Below are 19,813 nucleotides of genomic sequence, written 5' to 3' on the forward strand. Positions count from 1 at the left end.
GCGTTCTCGCCCCTTTTAAAAAATTCTCACAGGGTTTAGTTATGTCAATTTATTTCTATCAGGTCTTTTTAGCCCTCCTTGGATTTACGCTTTTTGCTGCCTTAAATAACAAGGATAAAAGTTTAAAAACACTTTTTTTACCGTCACTTTTTGGAGTCGTAGCTGGCGTATTTATTTTTAAAGTCGTTCGTCACGCACTTATAGATGATCAGTTTAAAATTTTCATCGATTCAGTGACGCTAGTTTTTCTACTAATTAGCATTTTATGGATATTTCTTGAGCTTAAGATAGCAAAAATTGTAACGTTTTTTATTTTAGGCATCGGCTTTGGCTTTGGCTATAGTTCAAGCAGTGTGTTATTCCCGCTATTTGGTGGTGAGCTACTAGATACGCTTTCGGTCATTAGCTTCTTTCTAATGATATTTGCAATGATTTTGCTCGTATTTTTATTCTTTTTTATTTCGAATTTAAAATCTAGCATTTCTCCATTAATAGCTAAAATTTTAGCCCTTATCACTTTAGTTTTCTTACTAATCGATAGGAGCTCTCAGACAGCACTTGAGCTTTTGCGTGCTGGGGCTCTAAAAATAAGTAGTGAGTTAAACTCTCAGATTCTATCTATTAGTGCAAAAGGTATTTACGTATCAGAATTTGGTACTTATTTTTATATCTTTGTGATCTTACTTTTATGTATCACCACACTTTTCTTTATGCCAAAAAGTATTGATAAAAATAAATTTGGTTCTATCAAATACCGCTTTACGAAAGCCATTAGAGAAAATATTTCTGATAATGCAAAATTTGCATTTTGTAGTATTTTGATAGCACTTGGATTTTCGCTCTATTATGATCTTTACGCATCTCGTCCACCTGAAATTTCAGAGCCAGTGATAGTTGAGCCAGTAGGTGATAAGTTTATATTTGACGTAGAAATGTTAAAAGATAATGAGCTTCACAGATTTGCCTACATCACAGATGAGGGCAAGCAGATAAGATTTTTCTTACTAAACCGCTTTAGTGACCGTGTATCACCTGTTATCGTCTTTGACTCATGCATGATTTGTGGCGATATGGGCTATATAAAAAGAGGCAATGACCTTATTTGTATCTCTTGTAATGTTAGAATTTTCTTGCCGTCAGTTGGCAAAGAGGGCGGTTGCAACCCGATACCAATGCCATTTATCTTCGATGGCAAAAATATCATAGTTGATTATAAAACTATTACAGATGGAGCAAATTTCTTTAGTAAGGTTGTCGAAAAAATGGTGCTTGACCCAGTTAGTCGCAAAAAAGTGAGCAACCTTGATTCAAGATCATATTTATACTACGGACGCACATATTTCTTTGAAAATAATGAAACTCAGGCGAAATTTGAAGCAAATCCAGAAAAATATGTAGAAATAAATGGAACGTTAAAATGAAAAATATGCAACTAAGAATGATAAAAAGCTCGATCACGGGCTCAAAGGTGCAAAAGACGATGGCGTTTATCACTATCTTGCTAGCTGCTCTTTTGATAGCTTGCATGCTAAATATCACGCTTAAAATTGGCGATCAAGTGGCAAGTGAGCTTAGAGGATATGGCTCAAATATCGTCGTTTTACCACGTGGTGAGAGCCTAAGCATCGAGATCGAGGGTAAAAATTTCACTCCACTAAAATCACAAAATTTACTCCCAGAAGCTGATATCTATAAGATAAAAGAGATCTTTTGGAGAAATAACATCGTTGCTTTTGCGCCGTTTTTAGAGGCAAAAGTTAAAGATGAAAAAGGAATTGAATTTGCCTTTGAAGGAACCTATTTTGATAAAAATATCGGTCTAAAAGATGAGCCAGAATTTAGTACAGGCGTTAAGAGTTTGTATGGATTTTGGGGCGTTGAGGGTGTTTGGCCAAAAGATGAAAGTATGGATGAAATTTTAGTTGGCGAAGAACTTTCTAAGGCTAAAAATTTAAAGGTTGGCGACAAGCTTAGTCTTGTGGGCAAAAATGGTACAAGAGAGGTTAAAATAGTTGGAATTTTAAAAGGAGCTAGTGACGAGACACATAAGCTAGTTGGCTCACTAAAGCTTGCTGGAGATCTTTCTGGGCATGCAAACTCATACACAAAGGCTGAAGTCTCAGCTATGACGATCCCAGAAAATGACTTATCGCTAAAAGCAAGAAGAAATTTAGACAATCTTGATAGCGCAGAGTACGATAAATGGTACTGCTCAGCCTATGCAGGATCAATCGCATTTCAGATAGAAGAAAATTTACCAAATGTTAGCGCAAAGGCAAGCCTTCAAGTAAGCGATGCAGAGAGTAACATTGTAAAGAAAATCCAAAGCCTAATGGGCATCGTTAGCATCATCGCTCTTGTGGTTTCAGCTATTGGCATAACGTCGCTAATGACAAGTGAAATTTATCGCCGTAAAAAAGAGATCGGCCTTTTAAAAGCCATAGGTGCTAGTAACTTTGAAATTTATGCCCTTTTTGCTAGCGAGAGCCTTGTAGTAGCCTTTTTTGCAGGTATCACGGGAGCATTTTTAGGATACGCACTAAGCTACGTGATGTCTTACATCATCTTCTCTCACGGTATAGGCATAGCTTGGATAGTGCTGCCAATAAGCGTGGCATTTGCCCTGCTTATCTCAGTCGTTGGCTCGCTAATGCCAATGAGAAACGTCATAAATTTACTACCTGCGGAGGTGCTATATGACCGCAAATAGCAAATTCTTTTACAATACAATTTATAAAAGTTTAAAAAACGGCTCATCAAGAGTAATGGTCATCGTGATCTCTATCTTACTTGGAGCATGCGTGTGTGCTGCGTTTGTCAATGTCTATCTTGACATAGACTCTAAGGTCTCACGCGAGCTAAAAACTTATGGCGCAAATATGATCTTTGCTCCAAAAGATATGGCTACAAGCGATGATATGAGTGAAAAAACTTACAATGAAATGATCGCTAAAGTGCCAAAAGACAAGCTTCTTGGTGAGAGCGGTTATCTCTTTGCTCAGGCAAATATCGGTCCAACAAACGCTATCGTCATGGGAACAAAATTTAGCAATCTAAAAAAAGTTAAACCATTTTTAGATGTTAGAGATGGAACGATGATAAATGTTGATTTTGACGATAAAAATGTGCTAATAGGCGTCGATCTAGCTCGTCAGGCTGGCTTTAAAGCAGGCGATGATATAGAAATTCGCGCCATTGGCTCAAATGAGAGCATAAATGTAAAGATAAAAGGCGTAGTCGCAAGCGGCGATAAAGAGGATGCACTTTTGATCACGTCACTATCTTTGGCTCAAAAAATTTCAAATAAAGCTGGCAAAATAAACTATGCTGAAGCTGTTGTGCTTGGTAACTTTGACGAGATAACATCGCTCGCAAAGACTATTAGTAATGATGAAATAGCTGCAAAACCAGTGGCAAAGGTCTCAAAGTCTGAGGGCTATATTTTGGAGAAAATAAAGCTATTAATGGCACTTGTTAGCCTTGTTATTTTGCTCATTACTTCAATGTGCGTAAACACAACGCTTAGTGCTATCTTGCTCTCTCGCTCAAAGGAGATCGCACTTCTAAGAGCCATAGGTGCAAGCAAAAAAGATGTATTAAAGCTATTTGGCTTTGAGACATTTGTGACAGCGCTCATCTCAGCATTAGTTGGTGCATTTTTAGGATATTTACTAGCTCAAATTTTAGGTTATGCGATATTTGATTCTAGTATTGATTTTAGAATTTTAAGCATCCCAGTAGCTGTGATAATATCGCTTTTATTTGCAGCGATCGCAGCATTTTATCCGATCAAACGGGCACTTAATAATAAAATGGCAGATACATTAAGAGGAGAATGATATGCAAAATGCACTAGAATTAAAAAATATTTGTAAAATTTTTGGCGATGTTAAAGCACTTGATGATATAAATTTTGAGGTTAAAAAAGGCGAGTGGGTCAGCGTCATGGGACCAAGTGGTAGTGGTAAGAGCACGCTTGTAAATATCCTTTCACTAATGGATACTCCAAGTAGTGGTACTTATATGCTTGGTGGCGATGATGCGAGCAATCTAAATGCTGATGATACACTTAAATTTAGACGCGAGAAAATCGGTCTTATTTTTCAGCAGTTTCACTTAGTGCCATATCTTAGCGCACTTGAAAATGTGATGATCGCTCAGTACTATCACAGCTCAGTTGATGAAGAGGACGCTAAAAAGGCACTCGAGGCAGTTGGTCTTTCACATAGGCTAACGCACAGACCAAGTCAGCTAAGTGGTGGTGAGCAACAACGCCTTTGTATCGCACGCTCGCTCATAAACGATCCTGAAATTTTAATAGCAGATGAGCCAACTGGTAACCTTGATGAAGCAAATGAAAGAGTTATACTTGATCTATTTTGCAAGCTAAGAAAAGATGGAAAAACTATTCTTCTAGTAACTCACAACCCTGATCTCGGCGAGTATGGCGATAAGATCGTCTATCTAAGACATGGCAAGCTAGAGAAAATTCGCACTATTGAAAACCCAAAGGTACCAAATGAGATATAAAATTTTATTTTTATGTCTAGTCTCAGCCCTAGTTATGGGCTGCGTCAAGCAGTATGAGAAGCATCATATCACGCTAAATGACTCAAGCGGCATTGATACGCAATTTTTCCCAACAGAAAAGCGCCTAAAGATAGACGATAAGCCATATATGCTATTTTTCTTTGGCACTGACTGCGGAGTATGCAAGGCCGCAATACCTGATCTAAATACGCTTGAAAAAGAGTATGGTAAAGAGGTTCAATTCATAGGAATTTTGGGGCCTAGCAAGGGTTTTGATAAAGATATTGAGCTTTTAAAAGAGCACAACATTACATTTAAAACTACGAGTGACAAGGTTTCAGTTGATTACTTTAGCAAGGCAGTTGGTGGCGTCATGGGTGTGCCAGTTATCTATTTTTTTGATAAAGATGGTAAGATGCGATCAAAATTTATCGGTCTTACACCAAAAAGCGTACTTGAAAGTGCTATAAGATCGCTCTTGTAGGAGTGAATATGAAAAATTTCCTTTTGTTTGTCTTAGCGGTATTTTTTGTTGGATGTGCTAGTAGCACTCCAAATATCTCGGTTAAAACGAGTGATCCGATCTTTTTTACGCTTAATGAATCAAACAGAAGCGTCTATGTAAATTTTAAAAATAGTGCGACCGGGCAAGATGTAAATGCTGAAATTTTAAGCGAGTTTGCAAAGGCTGGCTTTAGAAACGAACCAAATATCAAAAATGCCGATTTCATCATTCTTGGCGATGTGCAAAGCTTTTCTAGGATAATCAAAAGAGATCCTAGATTTTCAATGGGGATGGGATATGGCTTTGGCAGACCAAGCTTTGGCTTTGGCTACTCGATGTTTTTTCCATTTGGCTATTACGATGATGATGACTTTAGCACGAATAGCTATACTTATCACATGCAAGTAAGCGTGCTAGTGCGTCCAAAAAATGGTGGAGAAAAGGCGACAAATATCTCGCTTATGCAAGTTGGCAATGTCTATTCACCAAGTTACATTTGGCCATTTTTTAAAGAACGTCTAGCAAAACAGATCGTTAGCTTTTTTTATAATGTCTCGCAAAAATAGGAGAAATTAGTAAATTTAAAAGGATTTAAATGCTAGTTGATGGAAGCTATGAAATTTCATCTTGTGATGATATTGAACTTGGTATAAAAAGAAGCTCTCCTCTCTCCTTTTATTCCTGTTATGACGATGCCAAGGACGCAAAAGCCCTCTTGGTGATTATTCCTGGGCTTGGAGAAGACTCTGATCTTGGATATAGAGCCAATCTTATTCGGACTATGGCAGAGAGTTATGATGTTGCATGCATTAGTGTGGATTATCACTGCATAGGCAACCGCCCACAGCTTGGGGCGAAATTTGGGCTTGATGATATAGATCGTGAAATCTTAACAAGAGAACTATCAAGTATAGGTATAAATTTACCAATTGATCTAAAAAGTATCGACTGCCACGAGAAGGTTGATTTGCTACTTAAATTTCTCAGCAAAGAGATTACTATTCGAAAAGAGAGAGATATTTTGCCGGCTGATTTTAGACTAAATGCTAGCATTACGATGGTGCCAACAAAAAATGAATATCAAAATTTTGGCGTTATGCAAGCAATGGATGTGCTAAATGCTGTGCTTTATACAAAAAAATATATAAATAATGCCAAATTTGAACATCTGCCAGTGATAATGGTAGGCAGCTCACATGGTGGATATCTGGCACATATGTGTGCTAAGATCGCTCCATGGCTAGTTGATGCCGTGATAGATAATAGCTCTTATGCCATATTTTTATGGCGTCTTATTGGCTTTGGTAAAGAGATAAATTTTACTAACTATTTTTGTTTTGGCACTGACACTTTGTATCAAAATTTATATATTTATTTTTTTGATAAGACCTACTGGACACTTAATGAAAAATCACCATACTATTTTATTGACGCAAGAGAAGAGATAAGAAACATCCTAAATTTAGATCATTTAAATGTTCAAAGCAGCTATAAAAAGCCAATTTACGTGAGCTATCACTGTATTTGTGATAAAGAAATAGCTCCAGCAAAGGATAAAATCGAGCTTTACGAGGCTCTTAAGAAGCTAAAATTTGACGCGACGCTTCATATGGTAAAAGATGAGAGTGAGGTTGATGGCAAATTTATAAAGTTTTTAGCGCATGGAATGGGGATGTCTTATAAACTACTTTTACAAAAAGAGCTTCCCAGTATGATGGAGAAAATTTTATCTCAAAAAAACAATAAGAGCAGCAAGAGTATTGAGTATAAATGCGGCGATACGATCTATAAATTTAGTGAAGTCTTAGATCAAATAAATCTTGAAATTTTAGATATTGCTTAGTATTTAACTAGGCTCATAAAGACCTAGTTTTTATCAGTCATTATCTATCTCAAAGTCGTAAAATTCGCTTTCATACTCAACATTTCCTATTTTGTTGTATTGTATAAGAGCTGCTTTTATGTTGTCTATCTGCTGATACATTAGGCCAAGAGCTATTCTATTTTCGATAGCACTAGCATCATTTAGTTTTGTTAGCTCTAAAAGTGCGATCGCGTTTGATACTTTTCCAGCTCCTGTTGCAGCCACAGATGCTAAAAATAATGTGCTAGCGTCATTTACTTTAAACTCATCGATTGCCTGATTATAAAGTTTATAGCTCTCTTCAAAGTCGTTTGTAAAGATATCGACATAGGCTAGAGTTTGGATTAAATTTATATTCTTTGGAGCATTTTTTAGCTCAGTTCTTAACTTATCACGCTCTCTTGTAAGTAGGCCCGAAATTTGAAGTAACTTGATGTATTGCTTTTTGATGATATCAGCGCCGTGATAGAAAGCGTTTGAATCAAGCTGCTTGCCATTAAAGTGAATTTGTATTGCTTTTGCATACTCTTTGACATTTTGCTCTTTGTTTTTCGAGATAAAATTTAAGATATTTGCAATAATATCATTTGGCAAAATTTTTAGTAGCTCATCAGCTTTTTTTACCATTAGCTCATCATTGTTTGTTATTTTTGCGATGATGATATCAAAGGCTAAATTTAGCATTGTCTGCTCTTTTGGCTCTTCAAGCCATCTTATCATCGCACTTTGGTTGCCGTTAACCAGGCTTAGAAGCGAGGCGTATAAATTTACAGGCTTTAAACTCTTGTCATTTTCTAAATTTTCGCCGATCTCTTCAATGAGTTTTGGGTTTAAATTTCTATTTATATCTAGACAAATCGCCCCAAAAATACCTGCAAGATGGTTATTTACATCCTGGTGATAGCTTGCTATGAAGTGCTTTGCTGCAAGGCTAAAATTTCCAAGCTGAGCGTAGCTTAGGGCGAGGTTGTATTGCAAGATAGAGTGATTTGGATAAGTGCTAGCTAGCTCTTCAAACTCTTTATTTGCTTCTTTTAAGCGGTAGCTTAGTGCTTTTGCAATAGCTTCACTAAGTTTTGCATTTACTTTTGAAGCAGCTGCACTTTGGCTAAGATAGTCGTTTGCTGCTGATGTATCGTCTAAAAAGACGCTAACGCCGCCTTTTCTTATCTGCTCGATGCTCTGTTTTGCGTCAAAGACCTTGTAGGGTGCGAAGTAGAAAAGCGTCTCATAGCGCCTTGTTCTATCAAAAAACATATCATCACTAAAGTGTGCCTGAGCTAGGCTGACATCAAAAAGATCAGGCTTTAGTATCGTTTTTATCTTATAAATTTTGCTTGGTAAAGAAGCATTGTAGTCGTAAACGTCTTTGATAAATGCCGCTGCATCGCCGTAGTCAGCAGTTTTTAGATCAATTAGCGCCTCAGTCATCTTGATAAGATCGATATTTGGCGTATTTTTAGAAGCTTTTGTTAGATAATCCCTTGCTTTATCGTATTTGCCAAGTCTTGCATAGAGCTGTGCTAGCGTGAAGTCGGCCTTAAACGCCTTTTGGCTCTCAAGCTTAGCTATTGCTCTCTCATCATCTCCAAGAAGTGATAAAATTTTTGCACTTAAATATGCATATTCGTTTTTATAATCTGCAGTATTTGGATGAGAAAGTGCTTGAAGCGCCTCGTAATAGTTGCCTTTATAGTAGTTTATAAGCGCGTAGTAATAGCTATAAAGTGGCGAGTTGTTTTCATACTGCAAAAATGAATCAGCAAGTCCTATATAGTAGTTAAAATTTTTAGTGTTATTTAGCTCAAGTGAGCAAACGGCTGCGTTTATCGCACTAACCGCCGTGTTTTCTCTATCGGTTATAGCTTTGTTAAAAGATACGATCGCCTCATCACATCTTTCTTGTTTCATCTGCGAAACACCGAGGTTGTAGTTTGAGAGAGACTGGTTATAAACAGCTACGTTTTCATAAATTTTTAACGCTTCAAATTTATTGCCACGCTCATAAAGCTGATTGGCTTTATTTATCATTTCATCGATCTTTGAAGCGCCAAAATTTTGCGTTTGGTAGTTGTTTTCTATATTTTTTACGATACTTGCAGTATCTATGTTCTCTTTTTTGTCTTTCTTTAGCAAGATAACTAGCAAAACCACTATCAAGATGATAAGCACTAGAGCGACCACGCCTGCTATTATAAAGAGCTTTTTATTGCTCTTTTTTACAGGGATTGGCTCTGGGATGCTCTCATCTTGTAGCACACCCTCACTTGCGATACTCTCAAGCGAGACGATCTCTTCAGGTGCTTCGGCTTTTGCCTCTTCAGGTGTTTCTTGCTCTGCTTGCTCGCCAGGTGGTTTTAAAACTACAACCTCTTCTTCAGCCACTACATATACCTTTTAAGAACTTCTGGAATTTTGATAGTGCCATCTGCTTTTTGGTAGTTTTCCATTATCGCTATTAGTGTCCTACCAACAGCTAGACTTGAGCCATTTAGCGTATTTACAAGCATATTTTTCTTACCATCTTTAAAACGAATTTTTGCACGCCTTGCTTGAAAATCACGAGTATTGGAAATAGAGCTTATCTCTCTATATTTACCTTGACCAGGCAACCAAACCTCAAGGTCTATCGTCTTTGCCGCGCTAAAGCCTAGGTCACCACTGCAAAGAAGCATATGGCGGTGAGGAAGTCCAAGGCTAGTTAGTAGATCGCTCGCGCATGCTACCATTTCATTTAGCACGTCTTCGCTTTGATCAGGTCTTGTGATGCTTACCAGCTCGACCTTTTCAAACTGGTGCTGGCGGATCATGCCTCTAGTGTCACGTCCTGCTGAGCCAGCCTCTTGACGGAAGCATGCTGAGTAGCAAGTCATCTTTATAGGCAACTGCTCAGCTTCAATGATCGTGTCATTGTATAAATTTGTCACAGGCACTTCGCTAGTTGGGATGAGATAGAGGTCCTCGTCGCGTACTTTGTAAAGGTCCTCTTCAAATTTAGGCAGCTGGCCAGTACCAAAAAGTGTATTTGAGCTTACTAGATAAGGGACATTTACAAGCTCAAAGCCTCGCGCGCTGTTAAAGTCGATCATGTAATTAACAAGCGCTCTACTAAGCCTTGCTCCCATACCACGAAGTACGGTAAAGCGAGATCCTGAGAGCTTTGCACCTCTTTCAAAGTCAAGCCAGCCAAGACTCTCACCTAACTCCCAGTGCTCTTTTGGTGTAAAGCTAAATTTAGTTGGCTCAAGCACCGTTTTTATGCAGACATTATCGTCCTCGTCCTTACCAAATGGCACATCATCATCGGTGATATTTGGCACGTTAAATGAAATTTGCTCAAGCTTTTCTTCATATTGTTTAACGATATCATCAGCATCAGAAAGTGCAGCTTTGTTTAAATTTAGCTCATTTTTAAGCTCACTTACGTCTTCACCTGCTCTTGCCTTTATGCCAAGCTCTTTACTCTTTGCGTTTTGGATCGCTTGAAAATTTTCAAGTGCTTTGCGCTTTTGTTTTAGCTCGTTAAAGGTTTGTAAAAGCTCGTCAAGTAGCCCAGCTTTTACATTTTTTCCCTCAAGTTTTTTTACAAATTCATCGTAATTTGTCTCGAGTAGTTTTAAATTTATCATTCCGTATCCTTAAACCATAAACATAACTTTTGCAAAAAGTACGATAAAAACTGCCGCTGTTAGCGCAAATGGGTGAATGTTGCCAAGTGGGCTAGGGCGTTTAAATATAAATTTGCAGCTTAAATTTGTTATAACCGCAGCTACGATTAGCATTGCTAAGAAAAATTTGATCATAAAAATGATTTGTAAATTTGTCTCAAAGTAGCCTCCAGCCTTTGATCCGACCCAGTTACTCATCATCATGCCTCCAGTTAATACCAAAAGCAAGATGCAAAGTGGCATTATCTTAATAGCAACTGAACCGATAGATTGCTTTGCCTTTTGAGCAAGCTCAGGTGGCATTTTTTTACAAGCTGCCTTAAAAATGATTACATCAAAAAAGAGGTAACCAACAAAGATGATTGCACAAAAAAGATGAACTATCTGTGCGTATGGATATAAATTTTGCATATTTTTCCTTTATTAATAAATTCCGACTGTTTCACGAACTTTTTTTATTGTTGTTTGAGCAACATTACTTGCCTTTTTGGCTCCTATTTCTAAAATTCCAGACACTTCGTCAGGATTATTTTGATAATGCTCAAATTTCTCTCTCGCATCTTTAAAATAGTCCCAAATAAGCTCATTTAGATAAGCTTTAAAGTGCCCATGTCCCTCGCCACCACGCTCATATCTAGCTTGAAGCTCTTTTTGCCCACTCTCGTCTAAGAAAAGTTTGGCGATATTATAGACGTTGCAGTTTTGCCACTGCTTTGGCTCTTCAAGCGGCGTGCCATCTGTCACGATGCTAGAAATTTGCTTTTTAAGCGTTTTAGCATCAGCAAAGATGTCGATTGTATTGCCGTAGCTTTTACTCATCTTTTCGCCATTTGTGCCAGGCACGGTGGCGACATTTTCATCGATCTTCGCCTCAGGCAATGTAAAAATTTCTCCATGCTCGTTGTTAAATTTTATCGCGATATCACGTGCGATTTCTACATGCTGGATCTGGTCTTTGCCCACGGGTACGACCTGTGCATTATAAAGCAAAATGTCAGCTGCCATCAAAACTGGATAGCTAAAGAGTCCGTGGTGCGAACTAAGACCTTTTGCGACTTTATCTTTGTAACTATGCGCGCGCTCAAGTAGGCCCATAGGCGTATGCTGGCTTAGCACCCAGTAAAGCTCAAGAACGTCTTTAACGTCACTTTGCACCCAAAATATGCTTTTATTTGGATCGATCCCAAGTGCCAAAAACGCACATGCAGCCTCAAAAGTGTTTTGTTTTAGGGCTTTGGCCTCACTAAGGCTCGTCATCGCGTGGTAGTTCGCTATAAACATAAACATCTCATTTTGCTCTTGCATATCAACCATCTGCTTTATCGAGGCAAAATAGTTGCCAAGGTGTAGTTTGCCGGAGGGTTGGAGGCCGGTTAATACTCTCATCTTATCCTTTCAAATTTTGGCTTTTTCTCGTGAGCGCTTTTGATAGAGATTTTAAATCTTAAGCTTTCGGCAGACTATGTGTCTAGCCTCGGCTTAAAATTTCTACACAACTATCAAAATCATCTCGCGATACTTCGCCAAAAATACTTTTTAAATTTTAACGTTACATTAGAGTTTTTGTATCTAATCTAATCTAATCTTAAAATTTAACTGGTAGACCATGCGTCTAGCCTTTGATTAAGAACAAAATTTTGCCTCGCCTAAACAAAAATTCTTTGCTAAAACGTCTAAATTTTTAACATCAGGTTAGACTTTTTTGGCATCTAGCCTGATCTTAAAATTTATCGTTGCAAGTAGCCCTTGCCACTTTACAACTAAATTTTTAAAAGCATCCTTATCTCTTTTACGATTTGCTTTGGAGTTTTACCCTCGACTTCGACGATGTAATCAGCCTTTTTCTCATAAAGCTCCTCTCGCTCCAGATGAAGTGCCTCGGCTCTTTTTAGATCACTTAAAAGTGGACGTTTGGCAAGTTTTTTCTCGCTATTTTTGCTATTTTTTAGCCTTTGCATGATCGCATCAAAACTAGCTTTTAGATAGATCACGGTGCCAATTTTCTTTAAATTTTTAACCTTCGCAAAGCCTCCGCCAGTTGAGATGATTGCATTTTTGACATTTGTTGCTAGAAATTTAGCCAGATCCTTTTCAAGCTGCCTAAAATACTCCTCCCCATACTCTTCAAAAATAGCTTTTATCTTCATATTTTGAGAGCTCTCTAGTAGGTCGTCGCAGTCAAGATTCATCGTCTTTAAAGCTTTGCTTAGCGCCCTTGCGGTCGTGCCTTTGCCAACGCCCATAAATCCTATCAAAACGATATTATTGTTCTTTGTTTTCATCACTCTCTCCACGTTTTTTAGGGATTAGCACGATAGGTACGCCAGTTAGATTAAAGCTCTCTCTAAGCTTATTTGTTAAATAGCGTTTGTAGCTAAAGTGCAGGCATTTTGGGCGGTTCATTATGAGCGCTATCATGATGGGTGCAGTCTTAAACTGTACTGCGTAGTAGATTTTCACGACCCTGCCTTTATCTCGTGGCAGCGGGTGCGCTTTGGTCGCTTCGCCGATCACTTCATTTAGCTTTGAAGTTTGGATTTTTTGAGTGTAGTTTTTATAAATTTCAACTATGAGTGGGTAAATTTTATGCACTCTTTTACCACCAAGTGCCGAAACGCTGATGATCGGTGCGTATGCTAGAAACTTAAACCTATCCTTTATCTCTTTACAGAGTTCGTCAAATTCTTCGCTACTTTTATCCCATTTGTTTAGCACGATGATGACGCCGAGCTCAAATTTAGAGGCGATGCCAGCGATACGCTCGTCAAGCTCAGTTAATGGCTCAGAGCTATCAAGCACTAGTAGCGCTACGTCCGTCTCTTCTAAAATTTTCTCAGTTCTATTTAACGCGTATCTCTCGATGCCCTCGATCTTGCCACGCTTTCTAATACCAGCAGTATCGACAAACTCAAAAACTCTGCCATCATGCTCGTAAATTTCATTAACTGGGTCGATCGTAGTGCCTGCCACGTCGCTAACGACGGCGCGACTCTCTTTTACAAGCGCGTTTAGAAGTGAGCTTTTGCCGACATTTACGCGACCTATTATGCCAACTCTTATGTTTTTGCTCTCATAGTCTATCTCGTCGCTTAGCTCGCCCTCGTCGTTGTAGTTTTCTAAAAAATCATCAAAATCTTCGCTTGTATCAGCCTTTATCTGCGCTTTATCTTCTATGTGCTTTGCTAGCCACATACTAAGCTCATCTATGCCTGTGTTGTGACTTACGGAAATTCCAAATGCATTTTTTGCACCAAAGCTTACAAATTCCCACTCTCTTTGCTCATCTTTTTTGCTGTCTATTTTATTAATGATAAGTGCGATTGGTAAATTTAGCTTGCTAAGCTCGTAAAAAATAGCTCTATCCTCGTCATCTGGCATCATTTTGCCATCGACCATGTATAAGATGACGTCTGAATTTCTAGCCTCTGCCAAGGTCTTTGCTTTTACATTTTTAAAAAGCTCGCTACTATCATCAAGACCGCCACTGTCGATTAAAATGCACTCTTTGCCCTCAACTTCAATCTTGGCTTTGTTCGTATCTCTTGTCGTTCCGCTAACATCGCTTGTTATGGCGATACGACGACCAGCTAAGCGGTTAAAAAGTGAGCTTTTGCCGACATTTGGCTTGCCTACTAATATTACTTTTTGCAAATTTTGTCCTTTTCGTGATGGCTGATTATACAAATTTTTGACTTATATAAAGTATAAAAATTTGCTTAAAAGCACTAAAATAAAAGAAAAAGAAACTGAAATTTAAGCCATTTTTTATTAAAATGCTTGCTTTAAAAATAAAGGTTTTTTGATGTTAAAAAGGTTTTATATTTCACATCTTGGCATCTTTTACATGCTATTTGCTTGCTTTATGTTTGCTGTAACTGGTGCATTTGCAAAATATCTTAGCAAAGATATGCCTTCGATCGAAGTAGTTTTTTTTAGAAATTTGATAGGCCTTTTTATCGTTATTTATGCCATTTATAGATTTCCATTTAAGCAAGCTGGCGGACATTTTTTCTTACTGATGTTTCGTGGTTTTGTCGGCACGGTGGCACTTTTTGCTTTTTTTTACAATGTCGCTCATGTAAATTTGGCCACAGCTTTTACATTTCAAAAGACAAATCCAATCTTTACGGCTATCCTTGCAGCTTTTATTTTCAAAGAGCGTCTAAGCTCACTTGGCTGGTTTGCTGTATTTTTGGGATTTGGCGGAATTTTGCTTGTTATACAGCCAAATTTAGGCATAAGCAAGACTGATATTATCGGCGTTTGGAGTGGCCTTGGTGCGGCGATCGCATATACGAGTGTAAAGGAGCTAAACAAGAGTTACGGCACGAATGTTATCGTACTAAGTTTCATGCTTTGGGGCTCATTTTTGCCGCTTATTTGCATGGGTCTGGCAGAATTTTTCACCTACGAGCCACTTGATTTTTTGTTTTCAAAATTTAGCATGCCAAGCTGGTATAACGTTGTTTTTATCTTGCTAATGGGGCTTAGTGGATATTTTTTTCAGTCGTACATGACAAAGGCGTTTGCGGTTGGCAAAAAGGCTGGAGTGATCGCTGCGGTTAGCTATGCAGACGTTATTTTTACGCTTATAATTGGCTATTTTATGGGTGATGTATTGCCAAATCAAACGGCACTTTTAGGCATCTTACTAGTAATAGTGAGTGGAATTTTAGTTGTGAAAGAAAAATAAAGGAGAAAAAATGATACTAATAGCAGGGCCTTGCGTCATCGAGAGCGAACAGCTCGTTTTCGACGTGGCAAAAAGGCTAGTTAAATTTAACGAAGATAAGCGGATAGATTTTTATTTCAAATCAAGCTTTGACAAGGCAAATCGCACGAGTATAAGCTCGTTTCGCGGGCCCGGACTTGAAAAAGGGTGCGAAATTTTAGCCAAGGTAAAAAAGGAATTCGGTTTTAAAATTTTAACCGATATCCACGAGAGTTATCAGGCCGCACCCGTAGGCGAAGTAGCCGACGTACTGCAAATACCTGCATTTTTATGCCGCCAGACTGATCTGCTCGTGGCCGCGGCTAAGACAAAAGCGGTCGTAAATATCAAAAAAGGGCAGTTTTTAGCGGCGTCTGCGATGAGGCACTCTGTTAAAAAAGTGCTAGAAACGCGCGGCGTAAAGGGCGACGGATACGAGATTGCTAAACAAAACGGCGTGTGGCTAACGGAGCGTGGAAGTACCTTTGGCTACGGAAATTTAGTCGTAGATATGCGAAATTTGGTGCTGATGAGAGAATTTGCGCCGGTGATTTTCGACGCTACTCACAGCGTGCAGATGCCAAGTGCTCTTGGCGAAAAAAGCGGCGGGGACGCGAAATTTGTGCCGTATTTGGCGCGTGCTGCGGCAGCTGCGGGCGTAGACGGATTTTTTTATGAGACGCACGTAAACCCTTGCGAGGCGCTTTGCGACGGGCCGAATATGCTAAATTTAGACGAGCTAAACGCAAATATCGCTCAAATTTTTAAGATAAAAGACGCCCTAGGCGATGCAAACTAAGGGCTTTTTGTGGGTGCTAGGCGGCGCGGTGGCTGAGTGTGGCTGGGCGTACGGGCTAAAACACGCCCAAAACGCCGTAGCATTCGCGCTTACCGCCGCGTTAGTCTGCGTTAGCTTCGTATCGTTTATGAAGGCTATGAAATACTTGCCCGTTAGCGTTGCATATACCGTATTTGTGGGATTTGGAGCATTTTTTATCGTGGTCGCCGAAAGCGTTAGCGAATACAGCTCAAGCGGCCAGATACCAGATGCTTTGCGGCTATTTTTCATAGCGACGCTGATCGCGGGAGTGCTGGGGCTAAAAAGGCTAAAATCTTGACGCATATTTTAGCTCTTTTGGCGGCCGGGTGCTGCGAGGTCTCGGGCGTATTTTTTCTAACCAAATTTCAAAAAAGCTTCGGCGTGAAAAAGGCGGCGAATTTTTTGATTTTGGTCGCAAATTTCGCCCTTTCGCTTTGGCTTCTTAGCTACGCGATGCAGGCGATGCCAATGTCGGTGGCGTACGCGATCTGGACGGGCATGGGAGCGGTCGGAGCCGTGAGCGTCGGGATAGTGTTTGATAAAGAAAAAATGAGCGCGCAAAAGGCGTTTTATCTATCGCTAATAACGTTAAGCGCGATAATGTTAAAAATAATCTAAGGGTTAGAAATGATAAATTTAAATGACACAAAATGTGCGATTAAATATAGACTAAAAACTGCAAAATAGGAAGACAATGCAATTTGGAACGCAAAGAGTTAGTGAAGACACCATAAGACAATATGCGGCAAATCTACTAAACTTTCAAGACGATAAAAACGCCAAGAGTGGTACTGGACAAATTACTACGTTTAACGAGCTAGGCTTTGACGGTATTTTAAAAAAGCCTGACGGTTGGTATTTTCCGCACAACGAAAACGATACTGCCATTATTTTAGAAACCAAGGCCTATGAACCCAATTCAAATTTAAGCTCAAATTTGCCGCAACTTCAAGAATATATAGAAATCGCTCAAACTAAATACAACCAAGTCGTCGGGATTTTATATAACGGTAATGAAGCGATAATTTATAAAAACGACAAATTTTACCGTGAGGATAATGAGCTTTTTAGCAAAGATTATTATCTGAAGCTTTTTACTCAAAGTAGTATAGATAAACCTAAAATTTATTCTTGTACCAAGTCGATAAATGATAATCTTCATGTAAATTTCGGCATAAACAATCTAAAACATCGGATGATTTTTACCGCTTGCGCTTTGGTGGCAGATAGAAAAGGCGCTAATTTAAAAGGCTTAAAAGGCAGAGATTTTGCGACTTTACAAAGCATTATTATTTCAACGCTTGAAAATTCGTACAGCGAACAAAAAGCCTTAAATTTAAAATTAGATATCATAAAAGAGCAGTTTAATCTAATCAGCTTTAACTATACGAAAAATCAAAAGGCTATTGATAGCTTTATCGATGATGTCGTGGCGATTTCGGACTACATAAAGGCTGAAAGCTGGAACGGCGAAGACGTGATGGGAATTTTCTTTAATGAATTTACCCGCTATAAAGGCAAAAGTGAAGCAGGACAGGTTTTTACGCCCGATCATATTACGAGCCTTATGTACCGTATCGCTAACGTAAATCATAAGGATAACATTCTTGACGCGTGTTGCGGGAGTGGTGCATTTTTAGTAAAGGCCATGAATAACATGATAAACGAAGTCGGCGGAAATTTTAACGAAAATGCCGTAAAGCGGATCCAAAACGAAAGGCTTTTCGGGATTGAATTCGATAAAGAGTTATTTGCCTTGGCTTGCGCTAATATGCTAATTCATAAAGACGGCAAGACAAATCTAACTCACGACGATGCAAGAAGCGAAGCGGCTTGCGAGTGGATAAAGAGTAAAAATATCACAAAAGTTTTGATGAATCCGCCGTATGAGAACAAATTCGGTTGTCTGACGATAGTAAAAAACGTACTTGATAATGTGGAAAGCGGTGCGACTTGTGCATTTTTACTACCGAGCAATAAACTTGAAGTAGGCAAAAAACAAGTTTTAAAATGGCTTAAAAAGCACTCTCTTTTAAAAATTATTAAACTTCCCAAAGAAGTTTTTGCTCGAATGAAAGGTGCAAACGAAACATCTATTTTTATTTTTAAAGCACACGAGCCGCAGGGAAGTAAGGAAATTTTCGGATGCTATATAAAAGAAGACGGACTAGAAACCGTTAAAAATCAAGGACGCCACGATTTAAAGGGCAAATGGCAAGAGCTTGAAGATTTTTGGGTTGATGTAATATACAAACAAAGTGGCGACGAAAGTTGCCAATGGATAAAACCGAATGAAAGCTTGCAATACAAAATGCCCGAGCCTAAATTTGAGATAACCGAGCAAGATTTTAAAAAAGTCGTACTTGATTATTTGCTTTTTGAAAACGGCATAGATAAAAAAGAATTTGAAAAAACGATTTTAGAGAGTGTTTTATTTGGAAGCGATATAAATTTAGATGATGATGAGATAAAGATTAAGGTTTAAAGTGCAAAAATTTGAGAATTTTAAATTTAAAGAAATATTTGAGCATATTATGCAAGGTAAAAGACTAAAAATATCCGATCATATAATCGGCAATACTCCGTTTGTAATGGCGGGATATGTAAATAGCGGAATTTGCGATTATATTTCGAATTCGGAAGCTAGACGTTTTCCGACCAATTCCATAACAATAGATATTTTCGGAAATTGTTTTTATAGAAGTTACGAATTTGCAGCAGGTGACGATGTTGGCGTTTTTTGGAGTGATAAAGAGATAAATAGTAAAGCAATGATGTATATTTGTGCCGTTATAGGCAAGTCATTGTCGAGCAAATTTGATTTTGGAAATAAATTAAGAGCCTCTCAGACTTATGATTTTGAAATACCTTTGCCAGTAATTAAAAACAAAGAAATAGATTTTTACTTTATGGAAAATTACATAACAAGCATAGAAGCTAAAATGCAAAAGTTGATTTTATATCATAGCGTGCTTACCCTTCGAGAGAGAGAATCGCGCGGCGATTTTAATCTTATTTTTAGCAAGGATTCTAGTATTTCAAACTTTATCAAAGAGGCTATTATGCAAATAGCTGCGAGCCTTTTTGGTAAATTGGGCGTGGAATGGGGTGAATTTAGACTTGTAGATTTATTTAAAATATTACTTGCCAAGGGTGATTTGCAAGCTAAAAAGTTAGAAGTCGGTGATAATATTTTAATAAGTTCCGGAAATTTTAATAATGGCGTCGTGGCATATGTACAAGATTGTGATGAATTTAGTGAAAAATTTGGATCAAACTCTTTAACTATCGATATGTTCGGCAAATGTTTTTATCAACCGAAACCTTTTTATGCGGTATCTCATGGACGGGTGAATATTTTAGAGCCAAAATTTAAGCTAAATATTTATGTAGGATTTTTTATAGCCGCTATTTTGAACAAAACACTGGAAAATAGATATTCTTTTAATAAAATGTGCTCCCAAACGGCCTTAAAAGCTGAAAATATCCAGCTTCCATTGAATGAATTTGATAAGCCGAATTTTTCTTTAATGGAAAATTTTATAAAAGATATAGAACGGAATAGTGCGCAAAAGTTAATAGACTACTATAAAAATTTAACTTATAGTAAAGATTAGTTTTAATCTGGTGCTCATAAAATAAAAAACTGCCTTTTATCAAGAAATGGGTCAATCTTGTAAATTCTTTAAATTTATTAAGTTTTTAGATAAAATCC

At 38.1% G+C, this 19,813-nt stretch carries 19 protein-coding genes; 13 read left to right on the forward strand and 6 right to left on the reverse strand.

All coding sequences use genetic code 11. The features are described from left to right. Nucleotides 1-41 precede the first annotated feature (41 nt). From CVT15_RS01675 to CVT15_RS01705, 7 genes are read left to right on the forward strand one after another with little or no spacing between them, the layout of a single operon-like run. Nucleotides 42-1,421 (forward strand): Fe-S-containing protein, encoded by a 1,380-nt coding sequence (locus tag CVT15_RS01675; RefSeq protein ID WP_103577008.1) that lies wholly within the window; start codon nt 42-44, stop codon nt 1,419-1,421. Further along, on the forward strand, nt 1,418-2,710 hold the full coding sequence (locus CVT15_RS01680; protein WP_103577009.1) for an ABC transporter permease: 1,293 nt from the start codon (nt 1,418-1,420) through the stop codon (nt 2,708-2,710). The genes CVT15_RS01675 and CVT15_RS01680 overlap by 4 nt, the downstream gene beginning before the upstream one ends. Further along, nucleotides 2,697-3,839 (forward strand): ABC transporter permease, encoded by a 1,143-nt coding sequence (locus CVT15_RS01685; RefSeq protein ID WP_072593884.1) that lies wholly within the window; start codon nt 2,697-2,699, stop codon nt 3,837-3,839. The genes CVT15_RS01680 and CVT15_RS01685 overlap by 14 nt, the downstream gene beginning before the upstream one ends. Nucleotide 3,840: 1 nt before the next feature. Beyond that, entirely contained in the window at nt 3,841-4,530 is a 690-nt protein-coding gene (locus CVT15_RS01690) for an ABC transporter ATP-binding protein (RefSeq protein WP_054196145.1), read from the forward strand. Continuing rightward, a complete protein-coding gene (locus CVT15_RS01695) occupies nt 4,520-5,014 on the forward strand; it encodes a TlpA family protein disulfide reductase (RefSeq protein ID WP_103577010.1) in 495 nt (164 codons plus the stop codon). Before CVT15_RS01690 ends, CVT15_RS01695 begins: the two co-directional genes overlap by 11 nt. 8 nt (nt 5,015-5,022) lie before the next feature. Continuing rightward, nucleotides 5,023-5,601: a hypothetical protein gene (locus CVT15_RS01700; RefSeq protein ID WP_103577011.1), complete on the forward strand. Its 579-nt coding sequence runs from the start codon at nt 5,023-5,025 to the stop codon at nt 5,599-5,601. Between the two features lie 29 nt (nt 5,602-5,630). After that, nucleotides 5,631-6,878, forward strand: coding sequence for a DUF2920 family protein (locus tag CVT15_RS01705; protein WP_103577012.1), 1,248 nt, complete (start codon nt 5,631-5,633; stop codon nt 6,876-6,878). Between the two features lie 33 nt (nt 6,879-6,911). Here CVT15_RS01705 and CVT15_RS01710 read toward each other — a convergent pair whose 3' ends face one another. From CVT15_RS01710 to der, 6 genes are all read right to left on the reverse strand, one after another. Continuing rightward, entirely contained in the window at nt 6,912-9,284 is a 2,373-nt protein-coding gene (locus CVT15_RS01710; RefSeq protein WP_103577013.1) for a tetratricopeptide repeat protein, read from the reverse strand. Further along, a complete protein-coding gene (serS, locus tag CVT15_RS01715; protein WP_103577014.1) occupies nt 9,284-10,528 on the reverse strand; it encodes a serine--tRNA ligase in 1,245 nt (414 codons plus the stop codon). The genes CVT15_RS01710 and serS overlap by 1 nt, the downstream gene beginning before the upstream one ends. Nucleotides 10,529-10,537: 9 nt before the next feature. Beyond that, entirely contained in the window at nt 10,538-10,978 is a 441-nt protein-coding gene (locus CVT15_RS01720) for a copper resistance protein CopD (protein ID WP_103577015.1), read from the reverse strand. Nucleotides 10,979-10,990: 12 nt separating this feature from the next. Beyond that, complete coding sequence (gene trpS / locus CVT15_RS01725) at nt 10,991-11,953, reverse strand: tryptophan--tRNA ligase (protein WP_103577016.1); 963 nt, start codon at nt 11,951-11,953, stop codon at nt 10,991-10,993. 374 nt (nt 11,954-12,327) lie between these two features. Beyond that, nucleotides 12,328-12,849: a shikimate kinase gene (locus CVT15_RS01730; RefSeq protein ID WP_103577017.1), complete on the reverse strand. Its 522-nt coding sequence runs from the start codon at nt 12,847-12,849 to the stop codon at nt 12,328-12,330. Next, a complete protein-coding gene (der, locus tag CVT15_RS01735) occupies nt 12,830-14,218 on the reverse strand; it encodes a ribosome biogenesis GTPase Der (protein ID WP_103577018.1) in 1,389 nt (462 codons plus the stop codon). The genes CVT15_RS01730 and der overlap by 20 nt, the downstream gene beginning before the upstream one ends. A 151-nt stretch (nt 14,219-14,369) precedes the next feature. On the opposite strand from der, the gene CVT15_RS01740 reads away from it, so the two are divergent. The 6 genes from CVT15_RS01740 to CVT15_RS01765 all read left to right on the forward strand — a co-directional run bounded on the left by CVT15_RS01740 (nt 14,370) and on the right by CVT15_RS01765 (nt 19,715). Beyond that, the gene (locus CVT15_RS01740) at nt 14,370-15,260 is read left to right on the forward strand and encodes a DMT family transporter (protein WP_072593874.1); all 891 of its coding nucleotides are present in this window, start codon (nt 14,370-14,372) and stop codon (nt 15,258-15,260) included. Between the two features lie 10 nt (nt 15,261-15,270). Further along, on the forward strand, nt 15,271-16,077 hold the full coding sequence (kdsA, locus tag CVT15_RS01745) for a 3-deoxy-8-phosphooctulonate synthase (RefSeq protein ID WP_103577019.1): 807 nt from the start codon (nt 15,271-15,273) through the stop codon (nt 16,075-16,077). Further along, entirely contained in the window at nt 16,067-16,396 is a 330-nt protein-coding gene (locus tag CVT15_RS01750; RefSeq protein WP_103577020.1) for a DMT family transporter, read from the forward strand. The genes kdsA and CVT15_RS01750 overlap by 11 nt, the downstream gene beginning before the upstream one ends. Then, on the forward strand, nt 16,393-16,716 hold the full coding sequence (locus CVT15_RS01755; RefSeq protein ID WP_103577021.1) for a DMT family transporter: 324 nt from the start codon (nt 16,393-16,395) through the stop codon (nt 16,714-16,716). Before CVT15_RS01750 ends, CVT15_RS01755 begins: the two co-directional genes overlap by 4 nt. Nucleotides 16,717-16,792: 76 nt before the next feature. Then, nucleotides 16,793-18,583, forward strand: a complete 1,791-nt coding sequence (locus CVT15_RS01760; protein WP_103577022.1) for an HsdM family class I SAM-dependent methyltransferase — start codon at nt 16,793-16,795, stop codon at nt 18,581-18,583. A 1-nt stretch (nt 18,584) separates the two neighbouring features. Further along, the gene (locus tag CVT15_RS01765) at nt 18,585-19,715 is read left to right on the forward strand and encodes a restriction endonuclease subunit S (RefSeq protein ID WP_107898087.1); all 1,131 of its coding nucleotides are present in this window, start codon (nt 18,585-18,587) and stop codon (nt 19,713-19,715) included. Nucleotides 19,716-19,813: the final 98 nt, after the last annotated feature.

The sequence above is a fragment of the Campylobacter concisus genome (genome assembly GCF_003048595.2).
In the GTDB taxonomy this organism is placed as follows: domain Bacteria; phylum Campylobacterota; class Campylobacteria; order Campylobacterales; family Campylobacteraceae; genus Campylobacter_A; species Campylobacter_A concisus_L.

Bases quoted from the DNA above. Each gene is read 5' to 3' on its own strand.
- CVT15_RS01740 (WP_072593874.1), top strand. From the start codon at position 14,370: ATGTTAAAAAGGTTTTATATTTCACATCTTGGCATCTTTTACATGCTA.
- CVT15_RS01760 (WP_103577022.1), top strand. From the start codon at position 16,793: ATGCAATTTGGAACGCAAAGAGTTAGTGAAGACACCATAAGACAATAT.
- CVT15_RS01720 (WP_103577015.1), bottom strand. From the start codon at position 10,978: ATGCAAAATTTATATCCATACGCACAGATAGTTCATCTTTTTTGTGCA.
- serS (WP_103577014.1), bottom strand. From the start codon at position 10,528: ATGATAAATTTAAAACTACTCGAGACAAATTACGATGAATTTGTAAAA.
- CVT15_RS01695 (WP_103577010.1), top strand. From the start codon at position 4,520: ATGAGATATAAAATTTTATTTTTATGTCTAGTCTCAGCCCTAGTTATG.
- kdsA (WP_103577019.1), top strand. From the start codon at position 15,271: ATGATACTAATAGCAGGGCCTTGCGTCATCGAGAGCGAACAGCTCGTT.
- CVT15_RS01680 (WP_103577009.1), top strand. From the start codon at position 1,418: ATGAAAAATATGCAACTAAGAATGATAAAAAGCTCGATCACGGGCTCA.
- CVT15_RS01675 (WP_103577008.1), top strand. From the start codon at position 42: ATGTCAATTTATTTCTATCAGGTCTTTTTAGCCCTCCTTGGATTTACG.
- CVT15_RS01700 (WP_103577011.1), top strand. From the start codon at position 5,023: ATGAAAAATTTCCTTTTGTTTGTCTTAGCGGTATTTTTTGTTGGATGT.
- trpS (WP_103577016.1), bottom strand. From the start codon at position 11,953: ATGAGAGTATTAACCGGCCTCCAACCCTCCGGCAAACTACACCTTGGC.
- CVT15_RS01690 (WP_054196145.1), top strand. From the start codon at position 3,841: ATGCAAAATGCACTAGAATTAAAAAATATTTGTAAAATTTTTGGCGAT.
- CVT15_RS01730 (WP_103577017.1), bottom strand. From the start codon at position 12,849: ATGAAAACAAAGAACAATAATATCGTTTTGATAGGATTTATGGGCGTT.
- CVT15_RS01705 (WP_103577012.1), top strand. From the start codon at position 5,631: ATGCTAGTTGATGGAAGCTATGAAATTTCATCTTGTGATGATATTGAA.
- CVT15_RS01750 (WP_103577020.1), top strand. From the start codon at position 16,067: ATGCAAACTAAGGGCTTTTTGTGGGTGCTAGGCGGCGCGGTGGCTGAG.
- CVT15_RS01685 (WP_072593884.1), top strand. From the start codon at position 2,697: ATGACCGCAAATAGCAAATTCTTTTACAATACAATTTATAAAAGTTTA.